This is a genomic window from Priestia megaterium NBRC 15308 = ATCC 14581, from assembly GCF_000832985.1.
Taxonomy (GTDB): Bacteria; Bacillota; Bacilli; order Bacillales; family Bacillaceae_H; genus Priestia; species Priestia megaterium.
The window spans coordinates 4,581,583-4,596,542 of record NZ_CP009920.1; the positions used below are offsets into that span (position 1 = coordinate 4,581,583).

Annotated in this window: 13 protein-coding genes and 2 other annotated features; of the genes, 9 read left to right on the top strand and 4 right to left on the bottom strand. The window is 37.0% G+C overall.

Translation table 11 applies throughout. The features are described 5' to 3' along the window. Positions 1 to 39 precede the first annotated feature (39 nt). Genes BG04_RS23495 through BG04_RS23515 form a run of 5 tightly spaced genes read left to right on the top strand, consistent with a single transcriptional unit; the run spans position 40 to position 5,429 of the window. On the top strand, positions 40 to 1,302 hold the full coding sequence (locus BG04_RS23495) for an ATP-grasp domain-containing protein (protein WP_034652022.1): 1,263 nt from the start codon (positions 40 to 42) through the stop codon (positions 1,300 to 1,302). A gap of 15 nt (positions 1,303 to 1,317) precedes the next feature. Continuing rightward, complete coding sequence (locus BG04_RS23500) at positions 1,318 to 1,878, top strand: hypothetical protein (RefSeq protein WP_016764142.1); 561 nt, start codon at positions 1,318 to 1,320, stop codon at positions 1,876 to 1,878. Positions 1,879 to 1,910: 32 nt separating this feature from the next. Continuing rightward, entirely contained in the window at positions 1,911 to 2,849 is a 939-nt protein-coding gene (locus BG04_RS23505) for a DMT family transporter (RefSeq protein ID WP_034652020.1), read from the top strand. A gap of 27 nt (positions 2,850 to 2,876) precedes the next feature. Next, the gene (locus BG04_RS23510; RefSeq protein WP_034652018.1) at positions 2,877 to 4,112 is read left to right on the top strand and encodes a DUF6421 family protein; all 1,236 of its coding nucleotides are present in this window, start codon (positions 2,877 to 2,879) and stop codon (positions 4,110 to 4,112) included. Positions 4,113 to 4,127: 15 nt separating this feature from the next. Further along, positions 4,128 to 5,429: a valine--pyruvate transaminase gene (locus BG04_RS23515; protein WP_034652015.1), complete on the top strand. Its 1,302-nt coding sequence runs from the start codon at positions 4,128 to 4,130 to the stop codon at positions 5,427 to 5,429. A 165-nt stretch (positions 5,430 to 5,594) separates the two neighbouring features. Here the strand turns inward: BG04_RS23515 and BG04_RS23520 are convergent, their stop codons facing one another. Both BG04_RS23520 and rpsN read right to left on the bottom strand, forming a co-directional pair. Further along, positions 5,595 to 5,987 (bottom strand): (2Fe-2S) ferredoxin domain-containing protein, encoded by a 393-nt coding sequence (locus tag BG04_RS23520; protein ID WP_034652012.1) that lies wholly within the window; start codon positions 5,985 to 5,987, stop codon positions 5,595 to 5,597. 93 nt (positions 5,988 to 6,080) lie between these two features. Further along, positions 6,081 to 6,350: a 30S ribosomal protein S14 gene (rpsN, locus tag BG04_RS23525; protein ID WP_013083197.1), complete on the bottom strand. Its 270-nt coding sequence runs from the start codon at positions 6,348 to 6,350 to the stop codon at positions 6,081 to 6,083. Between the two features lie 250 nt (positions 6,351 to 6,600). Between rpsN and BG04_RS23530 the strand changes: the two genes are divergently transcribed. The 3 genes from BG04_RS23530 (at position 6,601) to thrS (ending at position 11,461) form a co-directional block, all read left to right on the top strand. Further along, complete coding sequence (locus BG04_RS23530) at positions 6,601 to 7,059, top strand: cell wall hydrolase (protein WP_025751889.1); 459 nt, start codon at positions 6,601 to 6,603, stop codon at positions 7,057 to 7,059. A 502-nt stretch (positions 7,060 to 7,561) separates the two neighbouring features. Next, positions 7,562 to 9,304 (top strand): sulfatase family protein, encoded by a 1,743-nt coding sequence (locus BG04_RS23535; RefSeq protein ID WP_034652008.1) that lies wholly within the window; start codon positions 7,562 to 7,564, stop codon positions 9,302 to 9,304. Positions 9,305 to 9,695: 391 nt separating this feature from the next. Then, positions 9,696 to 9,922, top strand: a binding site (T-box leader). A 39-nt stretch (positions 9,923 to 9,961) separates the two neighbouring features. Beyond that, positions 9,962 to 10,190: a binding site (T-box leader), on the top strand. 53 nt (positions 10,191 to 10,243) lie between these two features. Next, positions 10,244 to 11,461 carry a threonine--tRNA ligase gene (thrS, locus tag BG04_RS23540; protein ID WP_016764150.1) on the top strand — a complete coding sequence of 406 codons (1,218 nt, stop codon included), beginning with the start codon at positions 10,244 to 10,246 and terminating at the stop codon, positions 11,459 to 11,461. 171 nt (positions 11,462 to 11,632) lie between these two features. On the opposite strand, the gene BG04_RS23545 is transcribed toward thrS, so the two are convergent. After that, the gene (locus tag BG04_RS23545; RefSeq protein WP_026106588.1) at positions 11,633 to 11,839 is read right to left on the bottom strand and encodes a hypothetical protein; all 207 of its coding nucleotides are present in this window, start codon (positions 11,837 to 11,839) and stop codon (positions 11,633 to 11,635) included. Positions 11,840 to 12,223: 384 nt separating this feature from the next. Here BG04_RS23545 and BG04_RS23550 point away from each other — a divergent pair, with 384 nt between their 5' ends. Then, entirely contained in the window at positions 12,224 to 13,624 is a 1,401-nt protein-coding gene (locus BG04_RS23550; RefSeq protein ID WP_034652003.1) for an amino acid permease, read from the top strand. A 65-nt stretch (positions 13,625 to 13,689) separates the two neighbouring features. Here the strand turns inward: BG04_RS23550 and BG04_RS23555 are convergent, their stop codons facing one another. Next, complete coding sequence (locus BG04_RS23555) at positions 13,690 to 14,898, bottom strand: MFS transporter (protein WP_034652000.1); 1,209 nt, start codon at positions 14,896 to 14,898, stop codon at positions 13,690 to 13,692. Positions 14,899 to 14,960 lie beyond the last annotated feature (62 nt).

Consider the following 14,960-nt stretch of genomic DNA (forward strand, 5'->3'; position numbering starts at 1 on the left):
CGAACAGTGAAGAGCTGTTTAAAAGTAGGGGGGAAGTAAATGCCGTTACAAAATAAGCATCTAGCAGTTGTGTTACAAAATACATATTTACCGTTTATTTTTGAAGAAGCAGAAGCTCTCGGAATTAAAGTGACGTTTTTTTATAACCAAGAAGAAGTAGAACCTAAGCATCTTAAAAACGTACAAAATTTCATACCCATCGATTTATTTCACACCCCAGACAAAGCTCTTGAGATTATTAAAGCAGAGCATCACAAAAATCCTTTTGACGGCATTATGACATTATACGAGCCTGCATTAGAGGTTGTATCTCAGCTGACAGAAGAATTAAACTTACCCGGTTTATCGCCATTTGTGATTAGTAACTGTCGCAACAAACAGAAGATGAGAGAGGTTTTAAAAGATAATGATCTTAACACTCCGTATTTTAAAGAGGTTGAAAACACGGAGGAATTAAAGAATCTTTCACTGCCTTATCCTGTCGTAGTAAAACCTTCTAACGGATTTTCCAGTCAAGGTGTATCACGAGCGAATAATAAAAAGGAACTGATTGACAGCATAGAAAAAGTGAGACGCGTAAATGAAGAAGACCTAAGTAAATTCACAAAAAATAAAACGGGCATGGTAATTGAACAATTTATAGACGGACCAGAGTTTGCTATTGAGACGTTTTCTGTAGAAGGAGAAGTTTATGTACTTTCTATAGGTTATAAAGGAAATTCCAAAGGACCTTTCTTTGAAGAAGGTGTTTATATAGCTCCAGCTCAGCTAGAAGAAAACGTTTGGCAATCTATTGCACAAGAAGCAGCTAGAGCAGCAAATGCTTTAGGAATTGATAATGGCCCGGCTCATATTGAATTACGCCTGGACCCAGCAGGAAAACCTTATGTAATTGAAATAGGAGCGCGCATTGGAGGATCTGGGATTTCTCATTATATTGTAAAAGAAAGTACAGGTATTAACTATATGGAGCTAGTTTTTTACTATGTATTAGGGTTAAAACCTCCTGTATTAAAAAATGAAAGAAAACGAAAGAAAGTGGTGGGCAACTACATTATCCCTGTGCAAGGTCATGGGATTTTTAAAGAAATTCGAGGCTTAGAAGACGTGCGTAGAGATACTGAAGTAAAAAGAGTTATTCAATTTATAACTAAAGGGACAGACATTTTACCATATCCGCACTTTTCAGGGTACCCTGGATTTATTTTAACCACTCATGAATCTTATTCCGACTGTGAGCAGTATTACAGCTATTTAGATAACAAAGTAAAAATCGTTTATAAAAATAAAGTAAACGCATAGGGGGTATCAAAGGCTATGATAGTTGCAGAGTCGTCTAGTAAGAAAAATAAGCAGCTTCAAAAAATTAGCATTATCCATACCTTAGGGCCTGAAGGAACAAATTGTGAAAAAGCAGGCTATCTGTGGTTCGAACGCCAAAGCATACAAGGTCAGGTCTTTTTGCATCAAACGTTGGAAGAAGCTTTAGTTCATGTGAAAGAAACAGAGAGTTCTGCTCTTCTAGGCTGCGCAGTATATCCTTACTTACATGATATTGTGTTCAAAAATTTAACTAGTTTAGAGCTAGTAGATAGCTTTATTATGCCAACGTATAACATGGTGCTTGCCTCAAAAGAAGAGGTGATAACAACCAATAACCTTTTAATTGCTTCACATCCTGCCCCTGTTGATTTAGCTCATTCCATCAGTCCCAATGTTCAGTTAGTAAATAGTAATGCTCAAGCGGCGATTGATTGTTTAGAAGGAAAGGTAGACGCATGTATTACAACGAGTAAAGCCGCTAACGAGCAGGGGTTAACAGTTGTAAAAGATTTTGGAGAAGTGCCGATGTGTTTTACGCTCCATGGAAGAAAATAGGCTTAACTTTAAAAAAGAAATAAGGTGAAACAGTGATTTCTAAATTAACCCGTATTCATGTACATCTTTTGTTCTGTCTATTAGCGGTCATCGGGGGAACGACATGGGCTTTTCAAAAGACTGGATTAAAGGATAGCTTGCCTCTATGGTCAGCAGGTATGAGGTTTTTAATTGCTAGTTTAATAATTGCCCTCTACCTCTTACTCACAAAAAAAATGGCCGTTTCAAAAGAAGTAGTAATCATTTCAGTATTAAACGGAATTTTGTACTTTGCTCTACCGTTTGGTTCTGTTTATTGGGCATCCGTCTATTTGCCAAGCGGGCTTGTTTCCGTTTTAGCTGCCAGCATTTCAGTGTTTGCTCTTTTATTTAATCGCTTATTTAAAGGAACACCAGCTACAAAAGGACAAAAGCTAGGTGTAGTCATGTGCTTAATTGGTATGAGCGTTGTATTTGGAAATCAGCTGTTTATACAGGGAAATGTGATTCAAATAGTAGCCATGATCGTCATTTTAATGGCTATGCTAGGTTCTGCTTTTATAACTGTTCAAGTTCAATCTCGCATAAAATCCTTGCCTATTATGACCTTTAATTCTTTTTCGATGCTAAGTGGAGGCGTTTGTTTACTGATTGTTAGTCTATTTGTAGAAAATGGAAACCGCACTTTCTCTGGGATTAGTCTTATCTCATTATTATACTTGGCCATTATAGGGTCGGTCGTGGGGTTTTCTATTAATATTTATTTATTAAAAAAATGGCATATATCAAAAGCAACGGCGCATTTATTTATTTCACCGGTTATCGCCTTATATGTAGGATTTGTCTTTTTAGGTGAAACATTAAACAAACAGGTCTATATAGGTACAGCGTTTGTAATAGCAGGGGTTATATTTATTAACTTGAAAAAGCAAATAGAGAAAAACACAAATAACTCTACTCTTAAATCATCTAAAAATATTTCTGCTAAGTAGCTGTTCTAAAAAAGGAGGGTTTTAATCATGTTAACAAAAAATCATACCCAAAGTTTAGTGGAGTTATTAAACGATAAAATAGTACCTGCTCTATATGAGATAAGAAAATATCAGGGCCCAAATGGAGAGGTCAAAAGAAATTACGAAAAAGCTAGAGAGCTCTTATTAAAAGTAGTTGCAGAAACTGAAACAATATATAACTCTTTAAACTTACCTGAAGTGTGGAATGCATTAAAAAATGACGTATGTGAGTGGATTGAAAGAGGACTCGATCAGTCTCCTTACTTTGATCAAACGCTAATTGCCTATAGCCCGCCTGCAAACAGGGAAGCGACGTTCTTTTTAGGACCGATTGTAACGCCTAATGGCCCTACAAAAAGAGGATTTTATTTAGAAGCCTTTATCGCTGTTCGCGATGAACCTGAAATCATGAAATCCATCGAAGCAGACCTTCCTCATCCTAAAAATGGATGTGAATCTTTAAAGCTGTTGGCTGGTACTCAAGGATTTATGGAAGGAAAGTGTATTGTATTTTTCCCTGAGAATGTAAAAACAAAAGAAAAGGTAACAAGTCAAAACTTCGCGATATTTTTCTTTAATAAATTTCACAGCATATACAATGAGGATACATTAAAAAGAGCGTCTTCTATCTTTCCTGATTTCAACTTTAAATCTCATACTATGAATAGAGAAGACACTTATCAGGCAAGGGTAATCTGGGGATATCTGCATGATTATTACCATCACTGCGGAAATAAACCTTTTGACCAACATATACAGGCGAAAATGAATTTTTTTGCAGGCATACTAGAAGAAGTTAAAGTAGATTGCCAGACGGTGCTGACTCTTCATAAAAGAAAATATCCTTTTTGGGAAGAGATAACGGAATTTGTTCTCTTTGAACGACTTTTAAGATACCCTAGTCAGCATAATGCACCTCGAAACTTTGATTCTGGAACAGGTTTTTTTCTTTTTAGCTGGCTAGTTGCAAATGGGCGTTCAATATCCCGAAAAGGAGACCATGCTTATTTAGATTTAGACATATGCTTAAAAGAACTGGATCTTTTGGTAAAAGAAATTGAAGAACTTGAAACGATTCAAAGGGACCTTGACTATAAAGAAGAAGCTGAACATTATGTTCGAAAATACTTATTACCTAGTGAGAACGATGATAAATTTATTATCCCGGACAATTACTTTATTAATCAGCAAAATAAAAAGATTGAAGTCCCATACTTACTATTCGATGACCATAATCTTTAAGGAGAAGGTGCACTAGTGACTGCTTTGCATTTGAGTAAAATAGGAAACAAAATGACTAATAAAGTAGGCGTTCGCGCTATTATGCATGACATCCAAGAGGTGCTCAATTCCGATCTCAATCAATATGTGAATTTAAGTGCTGGCAACCCCGCCATCCTCCCTCAAGTTTATGAAATGTGGGAAGAAGCTTTAAGAGATATTGTGAACGACAAACAATTAAAAAATTTGATTAGCCAATATGGTTCTAGCTACGGTACGCATGAATTAATTGATTGCATAAGAGAATACTTCTTTACGAATTATCGTATTAAACTGGACAGAGAACAAGTCTTGATCACGTCGGGAAGTCAAAATCTCTTTTTTTTAGCTTTAAATTCGTTTTGCGGTACAAGTAAAGAAGGAAGAGTAAAAAAAGCATTAATACCTATGCTGCCAGATTACGCTGGGTATAGCGGAGTCGCACTCGAGGAAGGTGTAATAGAAGGAATTCCTCCTATCCTTTCAAAGCTTGATCATCATACGTTTCGTTATGAATTTAACAAACAAGCATTTAAAGATAAAATAGCTCAGGACCCAGACATCGGAGCTGTTGTATTATCAAGACCTAATAATCCAAGCGGCAACATCCTTTCCGAAGAAGCCGTACAGCTTATATCCCAAGTTTGCAAGAACTATCACATTCCATTGCTAATTGATTCAGCTTACGCACCGCCTTTTCCTGCTATTAATTTTATTAAAATGGATCCAATCATACATGATAATATCATTCACTGTATGAGTCTTTCTAAAGCCGGATTGCCTGGAGAGAGAATAGGAATTGCTATAGGAAAAAGTGACTTCATAAAAGTAATGGAAGCATTTCAATCAAATATGTTGATTCACTCCTCTAGGCTAGGGCAAAGAATGGTGGTTAACACCTTAAAAAGCGGGAAGTTACCTGAAGTTTCAGCTAACTATATAAGAACTCATTATAAACAAAAACATGACTATTTAAAAAACCTTTTAACTACATGTATGCCGGATGATATTCCTTGGTATTTGCACAAAGCGGAAGGTTCGTTATTTGGCTGGCTTTGGTTAGAAGGTTTGCCTTTCAGTGATAGCGATCTATACAATAAATTAAAAGCAGAAAACTTGATTGTAGTACCAGGCGGCTCATTCTTTCACGGCAGCCAATCTTCTTCTCACAACCGGGAGTGTATTCGTATAAGTCTTACTGCTACAGATGAGGAGTTAAAGAAAGGAATCCACATTCTTTCATCAGTAGTTAAGAAAATATACAGTTCAAATACCATACTTGAAACAGGGAAAATATAATTTCTTAAATATTTAAAGATGACAAGAGCCGCCCTGTTCACCAGAAGCGGCTTTTGGTGTTTAGATTAAGTAACAGGTGAATCAGAGAGAACAAATAGATATTTTTAATGATGTTTCTCTGTTCGTTGGTTAATCTTACAAGGGCTATGTTCTCGCTGTTGTAAATTAAAGTTTTTTAGACACTTTGATGACGGTTTCTTTTTCTTTTGAGATACCTTTCACAGTACCTTCTGTTCGCTGAAAGCCTTCTTCGCAAAAAGTATGGCTTATTTTTTCCACAAAAGGCTGATCCTTCTTTAATGAGTTAATAAGCTCTTGTGAATCCTGAGGTTTCACATCTTTATACCAAATACCGTCTGGATAGGAAATGACGACGCATTTATCGTGGCATCTACCATTACATCGAGTGCGAGTAGTGTGTATGTATGGATCTAATTCTTGATTGGCTATCTCACTTCGAATCGCCTGTGTAACTTCTTCGGCTCCAAACCGATTGCAGCTGCTTCCATTGCAAATGAGAACGTGATGTTTCGTTGTATCTAAGTTCCATGTTGCCATATTAATTCCTCCTACTAAAAGTAATGATTACGATTTACAGAGCATGTTCCTTCTTTTTTTAGCCAAAAAGGCTGCCTTTATTTAATTAGAAATTTACCAGCTTGATTTTTTCACTCCAGGAAGCTGTCCCTTGTGAGCTAACTCTCTAAAAGCAATTCGAGAAAGTTTAAACTTACGCAAATATCCGCGAGGCCTTCCCGTTACCTCACAGCGGTTATGCAGGCGAGTAGGCGAAGAATCTCTCGGGAGTTTTTGTAGTTCATCATAATTTCCTTGTTCCTTTAACTGTTTTCTTAACTCAGCGTATTTTTCAACAAGTGCCTGTCGCTTCTTTTCCTTTGCGATCTTTGATTTTTTAGCCAAATAATCAATCCTTTCTTAAAATCTTTTTTATAAATCGTAATCATTATTATTTGTATTATTACATCATAAACCACTAAAGAATGAAAGGCAACTCATATTTAATCAGTAAAGTTATATTTTTATATGCTAAAAAAAATACGATAATATACAATTTCTTTTGGAACTGGATAATTTTTTGCAATGAAAGACTCTTATCTTTCTGCTAGCATATGAACCACGTCAAGAAATAGCAAGGAGGCTTTTTATTTTTATGATAAAGAAACTAGTAATCGCTATAGCAATGCTTATCCCAAGTTTTGGTGCAGGTTACTCAGCATTTGCTGCAGCGCCCGCTCATGAACAGCACGTTCAAGTAAATAAAAATGATAAAGAATTATTAGCTCGTCTCGTATCAGCCGAAGCCAAAGGAGAGCCTTATGCAGGCAAAGTAGCCGTGGCGACAGTTGTATTAAATAGAGTCGACAGCAGCAAATTCCCAGACACTGTAAAAGGTGTTATTTATCAAAAAGGTCAGTATAGTCCGGTCAGCAACGGTCAAATTAATAAACCTGCAGACAAAGATTCAAAAAAAGCTGTAGAAGAAGCAATTAACTTCCAAGGTCAAGGAAAAGGTTCATTATTCTTCTTTAATCCTGATAAAACGGGAGATCAATGGCTGCGCCAAAAACAAGAAACAATTAAAATAGGAAATCATGTATTTGCAAAATAATGAAAAAGCTAATAGCTGCGCGCTGCTATTAGCTTTTTCAGTTATGTACATAAAATAAACAGTAGAACAACCTTCAAAATTAGAATTTCGTGGTGAAATATAAAAAGTCATTCATAATTAAAAATATGAGGTGATAACGTGAAAGAGAATATGATGTTTGCTTGGATAGCTTCATGGTTAGCTCTTGCTGGTCAGCTCGTTTTTTTATGGGAATAGCGCTTTTTACAGGGGATTGGCGCTACATGATGTGGAGTTTTATGATAAGTATAATTGTAGGTATACCTAGTATCATTGGCACCTATAAACGAAATCAGCAGCTAAAAGCTTACAAAAAATAAGGAATATCGTATTGAAACGAGTTATGAAAGACTTAGAGAAATCCTCCAAGTCTTTTTTTGTGTGGGTATAAAAAGACATGAACTGTACTCCGTTCTTCTAAAAAAAGTGCTTTTTACATAGTTTATCAATACAGAAAATTTGATAAACACGCGGAGGAGTAAACATGCAGAAACAGCCTAATTTTTTGTTGATTATCGTGGACGAGGAGCGATTTCCACCCTTATATGAAAGTAAAGAACTAAAAAAGTGGAGAAAAAAGCATTTAAAAGCACATAAATTTTTAAAACAGCATGGAATGGAGTTTACTCGTCATTACGTCGGTTCTACAGCTTGTTCACCAAGTCGAGCTACATTGTTTACAGGACAATACCCTTCCTTGCATGGAGTTACGCAAACGCAAGGTATCGCAAAGAAGTCACAAGATCCTGATATGTTTTGGCTGCAGCCTAATACCGTCCCGACGATGGGAGAGTATTTTAAGAAGGCTGGGTATCAAACCTTTTATAAAGGAAAATGGCATATTTCTGATGAGAACATCTTAATTCCAGGAACACATAACGTTTTTTCTAGCTATCAGATGCAAACAGGAATACCGGATCCAGAGAAAGAATGCCTCTATCAACGGGCTAATAAGCTTGAAAAGTTTGGTTTTTCAGGGTGGATTGGTCCGGAACCGGAAGGGAGAAATCCGCGCAATTCTGGTTCATCTGCGGCCATTGGAGTGAGCGGACGAGACGAAATATATGCAGAGGAAATCATAGAGCTTATTCAACGATTAGAACATCAAGCGCCTGCGCAGCCTTGGCTCATGGTAGCTTCATTTGTGAACCCGCATGACATTGCGCTGTTCGGAGCGATTACCAAACACCTTCCTATGTTTCAGTTTTCTATTGATGAGACGATTCCAAACATCGATCCGCCACCTACCATTAGAGAACCTTTACAAACAAAGCCTAGCGCTCAAAGCAGCTATAAATATATCTATCCAAAAGCGCTGCAGCCAACCCCAAATTCTAGCTTCTACCGGCGCTTGTATTATCAGCTGCAAAAAAATGTTGATAAACAAATTTTAAAAGTTCTTCGGACCATGGAACAATCTTCGTTCTATGAAAATACAATTATTATTTTTACGTCTGATCACGGTGATTTGCTTGGAGCTCACGGGGGACTACATCAAAAATGGTACAACATGTATGAAGAATCTATTCACGTTCCGCTTCTCATTCATAACAAGCGTTTGTTTCCTAGTTATCAACGTACAGACACACTGACTAGCCACCTTGACTTGATCCCGACAATGCTTAGTTTAGCTAATATAGATGCTTCCGCTATTCAAAAGCAATTACAAAAAAGTCATACGGAAGTACATCCATTTGTTGGGCGAGACCTGTCAGGTATACTTCGAGGAGAAACGTGTGCTGAGCAAGAGGAAACAGCGATTTTCTTCATGACAGATGATGACCCGACAAAAGGACTTCACCAAACAAATTTTTTAGGAGAAAGCTACCCGTCAGTTGTTCAGCCTAATCATATTCAAGCGGTCATTGTCGAGTTTTCGTCAGCGGCAGGAAAGGAAATTTGGAAATACGCTCGCTATCATGATAATCTGCAATTTTGGTCAGCAGATGACGAAAAAGATGAATTTATTCACGGAGAGCAATATGAAGGTTACCCTGTGAGTTTTGCTACCCTTAAAACAAATCGTGTTCCTGATCAAATTGAAATGTACAATTTGACCAAGGATCCGTTAGAAACAGTAAATCTGGCTCACCTGTATTTTTCGACAAATGAAACAAGGAAAATTCAGCGGCAGCTTGACGTTATTCTTAAAGAACAAGTCAGGAAAAAACGGATTTTTCCCCAAAGTGAAAGCATGCATGATGAGCTTCCGTCTAAAGATAGATAAAAAATAGTTTCTACGGATTGAAGTCAAACATTTGCGTGAGCATAAAAAGGTGTATTTAATATTTTAATATATAAATAAAAAAACCTGATGATGCTTGTGATATGTTACTTGTTCTGGTTTGGGATAGTATTGGTTTCACTTCGTTAATTCCGCTTAGATAAACCAAATAAGGACTTATAGCATCTTTCTTTTTCGCCTTTATTGCTATAAAAATAAGAATGAAATGTAGTCGTTAATAGTATAATAAAAAACTTTTTAAGTCCGTATATTCTTAAGTAACTTTTCAAAAATTCAAGCATAAAGTAATTCTATACCATTAAAAAATAAAAAATTACTTCTTGACTTTTGTTAAATTTATACACTATAATCGCTTTTAACAACTAATAAACAGTATTTGGCAATGAAAAGGACATGAATTAGATGCTGTTTTCTTCGCAGAGAATAGGGTCACTGGCTGAGAGCCCTTAAGAAATCATCTGATTTACCACCTTAGAGCTATTGCAGGGAACGTGCATAACTGAAACTGCAATCGGTAAAACCGTTATCTTTTTTGAGCGTAAAATACGTATAGGTATTTTACGGAATTAGGGTGGTACCACGGCCGCATTCGTCCCTTCACTAGGGATGAGTGCGGCTTTTTATGTAGAAAAAATGAATATACAAGCAATGAAAAGGACATGAATCATTTTTGGATTTTCTTTACAGAGAATAGGGTCACTGGCTGAGAGCCCTTAGAAAACAAAATGAATTTACCACCTTGGAGCTGCGGCGGGGAATGTGTATACACTGAAACCGCAACCGGTAAAACCGTTATCTTTTTAAGCGTAAAATACGTATGAGTATTTTACGGAATTAGGGTGGTACCACGGCCGCATTCGTCCCTTTACTAGGGATGAGTGCGGTTTTTTTGTTGAATAAAAATATATTGGAGGAATGAACATGTCAAAACAAGTGGAAGCAGAAAAGCGAAATCATCAAAAGTTAGGTCAAGAACTGGAGCTGTTTATGTCGATGGAAGAAGCTCCTGGTATGCCATTTTTCTTACCTAACGGAATGATTATTCGAAATGAGTTAGAAAATTATTGGAAACAAAAGCATTATAAAGCAGGCTATCAAGAAATAAAAACACCCATCATGATGAAACAGGAACTCTGGGAACAATCAGGGCACTGGGAGCATTATCATGAGAATATGTATTTTTCAAATGTTGACAAACAAAACTATGCGATTAAACCGATGAATTGTCCGGGAGCCATTTTATTGTTTAACAGCAAGCGAAGAAGCTACCGAGAACTTCCGATTCGATACGCAGAGCTTGGATTAGTTCATCGTCACGAGCTTTCTGGGTCTTTAAACGGATTGCTAAGAGTCCGTTCATTTACACAGGACGACGCTCATTTATTCGTAGAACTCAGTCAGATTGAAGCTGAGATTAGCCGCATTCTAGCGTTTATCCATGACTTTTACTCACATTTTGGCTTCGATTACAAAGTAGAGCTATCCACACGACCTGAAAAATTCATGGGAGATATTGAAACATGGAACCAAGCAGAAAAGTCGCTTCAATCTGTGTTAAGTGAAAAAGGCTTAGACTATCAGGTGAATGAAGGAGATGGAGCTTTTTATGGGCCGAAAATTGATTTTCATATTTTAGATTCCTTAGGTCGAAGCTGGCAGTGCGGAACAGTTCAGCTTGATTTCTTAATGCCGGAGAAGTTTGACTGTATGTATATTGGAGAAGACAATAAACCTCATCGTCCCGTAATGATTCACCGCGCTATATACGGTTCCGTTGAGCGATTCATGGCCATCTTGATTGAACATTACGAAGGCCAATTTCCTCTTTGGTTAGCTCCTGTTCAACTCAAACTATTGCCTATTGCACCGCCACACGTGGAATATGCATATAAAGTGAAACACGAGCTGGAGTTAAAAGGGTATCGTGTTGAAGTAGACGATCGCATTGAAAAAATAGGGCTGAAAATTCGAGAAGCAGAAATGCTGAAAGTTCCTTATATGGCTGTGATAGGAGATAAAGAAGTGGAAAATGAATCGCTTGCTATGCGAAAGCACGGGAAGAAAAATATAGGAACAGTAAGTGTGGAAGAGGCAGCTGTACACTTGAATAAAGAAAAGAATTCAAACAGAGTTTGTTGAAGCTATTTACCTTACTAAATAGAAAAATCTGATTTTTTAAGTCGGATAGTGATTCCCTTCATTTTGTCTCACACCAAAATGAAGGGAATATTGAACTAGAAGGGTATAAGATAATATATATCAGCAGTATAACTTTTGCCTTAGACAAACGCCGGTATTTTATAAAAAAATTTATCTTATTCCATTCGAATCGTTTGTACGGGATGAAGCTGAAGCCTCACCTGATGGTTTGTTCATGTTTTGCTGATCTCGCTTCTTTTTAGAAGGAGAGTAAAAAAGAAATTTAAACATAAAGTATACTCCTAATGCTAGTAAAATACAGCCAATAAGTAAGTTAATCATCTTTCTCCGCCCTTCATACACTTCAGTTTTCATCATTATAACACCCGGTAAGATAAAACATTCATCGTTCTGTAAATAATCTCTATGTCAGGAATTTATATCTGAAGATAGTTAGTAAAAAAGTTATCTAAAAACATATAAAGTAATTTTTTAGAATATTATTTTTATTCAAATTTATTATACATAAGCACAATGATAACCTCTTTATTTAGTTTATAAATCCAAAATAGAGCGATACTAAGAAATCGCTTACAAAAACTCTTGAAATATATATAATGATATTAGTATACTAATAGACAAGTTAGTAATTATTTCTATATAATTACTTCTGTATCTGAAGTGAAAACGCGCAGGCAAATGGGAAAAGGCGTTATTTTCAAGTTTTTAATGGATGAGTGGCAACAGAGAGGAGAGAGTGCAATGGGAAAACTATTTAAAAAGAAGTCAATCGAGCAATTATTAGAACAAAGTCAAAACAAATCTCTAGTCAAAACATTAGGAGCATTCGATTTGACTCTTCTTGGTATTGGAGCCGTAATCGGAACGGGGGTTTTAGTATTAACAGGCTTAGTAGCTGCTAACGATGCTGGACCAGCCGTTATTTTTTCTTTTATATTGGCTTCTATTGTATGCGGTTTTGCAGCGCTGTGCTATGCGGAATTTGCTTCAACTATACCTGTATCTGGGAGCGTTTACACCTATACATATGCAACCATCGGCGAAGTGGTAGCGCACTTAATGGGATGGACGTTGCTTTCTGTCTATTTGTTAACAATGTCAGCAGTAGCAAACGGATGGTCTTCTTATTTTAACAACTTTTTAGAAGGCTTTGGTTTTTCGCTGCCAAAAGAATTGATTACGATCCCTGCAAATGGAGGTCTAGTGAACCTTCCTGCTATTTGTATTACGCTTCTTATTACATGGCTGCTTTCAAGAGGAACAAAAGAAAGTAAAAAAGTGAATAACTTTATGGTGCTTGTTAAATTGTTTATTATCCTTCTTTTTATTATTGTAGGAGCTTTTTATGTAAAACCGTCTAATTGGACACCTTTTATGCCTTATGGAATTGAAGGTGTTGTGACAGGGGGCGCGGCCGTATTTTTTGCTTTCTTAGGTTTTGATGCCTTATCTACATCAGCAGAAGAAGTAAAGAATCCGCAGCGCAATTTGCCCATTGGAATTATTAGTTCACTTGTGATCTGCACGATTATTTATGTAGCAGTATGCCTTGTTATGACTGGAGTTGTTTCGTACAAGGAATTGAATGTTCCAGAAGCAATGGCCTATGTTCTCCATTCAGTAGGACAAAATGCAGTGGCAGGAGTTATTGCTGCAGGAGCCGTCATTGGAATCATGGCTGTTATTTTCGCCTACATTTATGCAGCAACACGCATTTTATTCTCAATGAGCCGCGACGGCTTGCTGCCAAAAGCATTTGCTAAAACAAATGAGAAAACGGGAGTTCCGACTCTTTCTACTTGGCTAGTAGGGATTATCGGAGCGTTAATTTCAGGATTTATTGATCTAAAAGAACTTGCGAATTTAGCAAATATCGGAGCTCTTTTAACTTTCGGCATGGTGGGCGTCAGCATTATCATCTTACGTAAAACGCACCCAACTTTAAAACGTGGATTTACAATGCCGTTTGTACCTGTTTTACCAATTTTATCTGTATTATCTTGTTTATTTTTAATGATTAATCTTCCTAAAACAACATGGCTGTATTTTAGCATATGGATTGTGCTTGGTATAGTTGTATATGTCGGTTATTCTCGTAAACACAGTCGATTAACAAATAAAGAAATGAAAAAAGTAAGTTAAAAGTAAAAAAAGAGCCTTTCAGCAAAGAAAGGCTCTTTTTTACTTATTGTTCGGTTGTTAGACAGTTAGAACGATTGTTCACTATGTTTTTTGCGTGTCTCCACAATAAAAAGACAAGTGCTGATAATAAAAGCCGTTCCTACAAAAATGGCGCCAACCCAAGGAAGTGAAGTAAGTCCCATATGGTTAATAATTACGCCTCCGAAAAAGGCGCCAAAAGCATTTCCTAAGTTAGCAAACGAGTGATTCGAAGTAGAAGCTAAAGCAGGTGCTTCCTGTGCTAAGTTCATAATTTTCACTTGAATACCAGGCATTACAGCAAATGCTGCTGCTCCCCAGAAAAACAGCGTGATAATAGCTGCTGTTGGGCTTTTGACAGTAAACGTAAAAATAGTCAGCACAATACAAAGAAAAGCAAATATACCTACAACCGAAGGCATTAACTTCCAGTCTGCTAGCTTGCCTCCAACAACGTTTCCGAGCGTAACGCCGCATCCATATAATACAAGTATCCACGTAACGCTATGTTCACTTACTCCTGTAACGTCTTCAAGAAGCGGTGTAATGTACGTAAATACAGTAAATAAACTGCCGCATCCTATTGCGCTTAAAAGAAGCATCACAAGAAGTTTTGGTTGAGTAAAAGCAGCAAACTGCTGTTTTAGACCCGTTAATTTGTCTTGACCAAGCTTTGGGATAAACAGAATAATACCAATAAATGCAATAATCCCCATGATCGTAATAGCTCCAAACGAAGCTCTCCAGCCTAAGTGTTGCCCAATGAATGTTCCCACAGGAACGCCGATGATATTTGCAATGGTTAAACCTGCCATCATCGTTGCGACAGCACTTGCACGTTTATGAGGTTGTACGAGCCGTGAAGCAATAACAGCGCCTACTCCAAAGAAAGTACCGTGACATAATGCCGTAACTAAACGAGCTCCCATTAAAATTCCATAGCTGGGTGCAACAATAGCAATTGCATTTCCGAGAATAAACAAAAGCATAAGTAAACAAAGCAGAAGCTTTTGAGGAAGTCGATGAGTAAAAATAGTTAAAATTGGCGCGCCGATTGCTACTCCTAAAGCATAGCTTGTAATTAGCTGTCCAGCAGTCGAAATGCTAACATGAAGGTCTTCCGCAACGTTAGGCAGTATCCCCATAATAACAAATTCCGTCATTCCAATGGCAAAAGCTCCAAGAGTCAATGAGATGAGAGCAATTGGAAAGGAATCTTTCTTACTGACCTGCTCATTAGCATGCATTGTATTCATGTGTGATCACCCTTTCTGTGTATAAAATTTATATCTCCTTGAAAAGAAGTCAATTATTAATA

Coding starts and splice junctions, on each gene's coding strand:
- BG04_RS23510 (WP_034652018.1), top strand. CDS start 2,877: ATGTTAACAAAAAATCATACCCAAAGTTTAGTGGAGTTATTAAACGAT.
- BG04_RS23500 (WP_016764142.1), top strand. CDS start 1,318: ATGATAGTTGCAGAGTCGTCTAGTAAGAAAAATAAGCAGCTTCAAAAA.
- BG04_RS23535 (WP_034652008.1), top strand. CDS start 7,562: ATGCAGAAACAGCCTAATTTTTTGTTGATTATCGTGGACGAGGAGCGA.
- BG04_RS23545 (WP_026106588.1), bottom strand. CDS start 11,839: ATGATGAAAACTGAAGTGTATGAAGGGCGGAGAAAGATGATTAACTTA.
- BG04_RS23520 (WP_034652012.1), bottom strand. CDS start 5,987: ATGGCAACATGGAACTTAGATACAACGAAACATCACGTTCTCATTTGC.
- BG04_RS23555 (WP_034652000.1), bottom strand. CDS start 14,898: ATGAATACAATGCATGCTAATGAGCAGGTCAGTAAGAAAGATTCCTTT.
- thrS (WP_016764150.1), top strand. CDS start 10,244: ATGTCAAAACAAGTGGAAGCAGAAAAGCGAAATCATCAAAAGTTAGGT.
- BG04_RS23530 (WP_025751889.1), top strand. CDS start 6,601: ATGATAAAGAAACTAGTAATCGCTATAGCAATGCTTATCCCAAGTTTT.
- BG04_RS23550 (WP_034652003.1), top strand. CDS start 12,224: ATGGGAAAACTATTTAAAAAGAAGTCAATCGAGCAATTATTAGAACAA.
- BG04_RS23495 (WP_034652022.1), top strand. CDS start 40: ATGCCGTTACAAAATAAGCATCTAGCAGTTGTGTTACAAAATACATAT.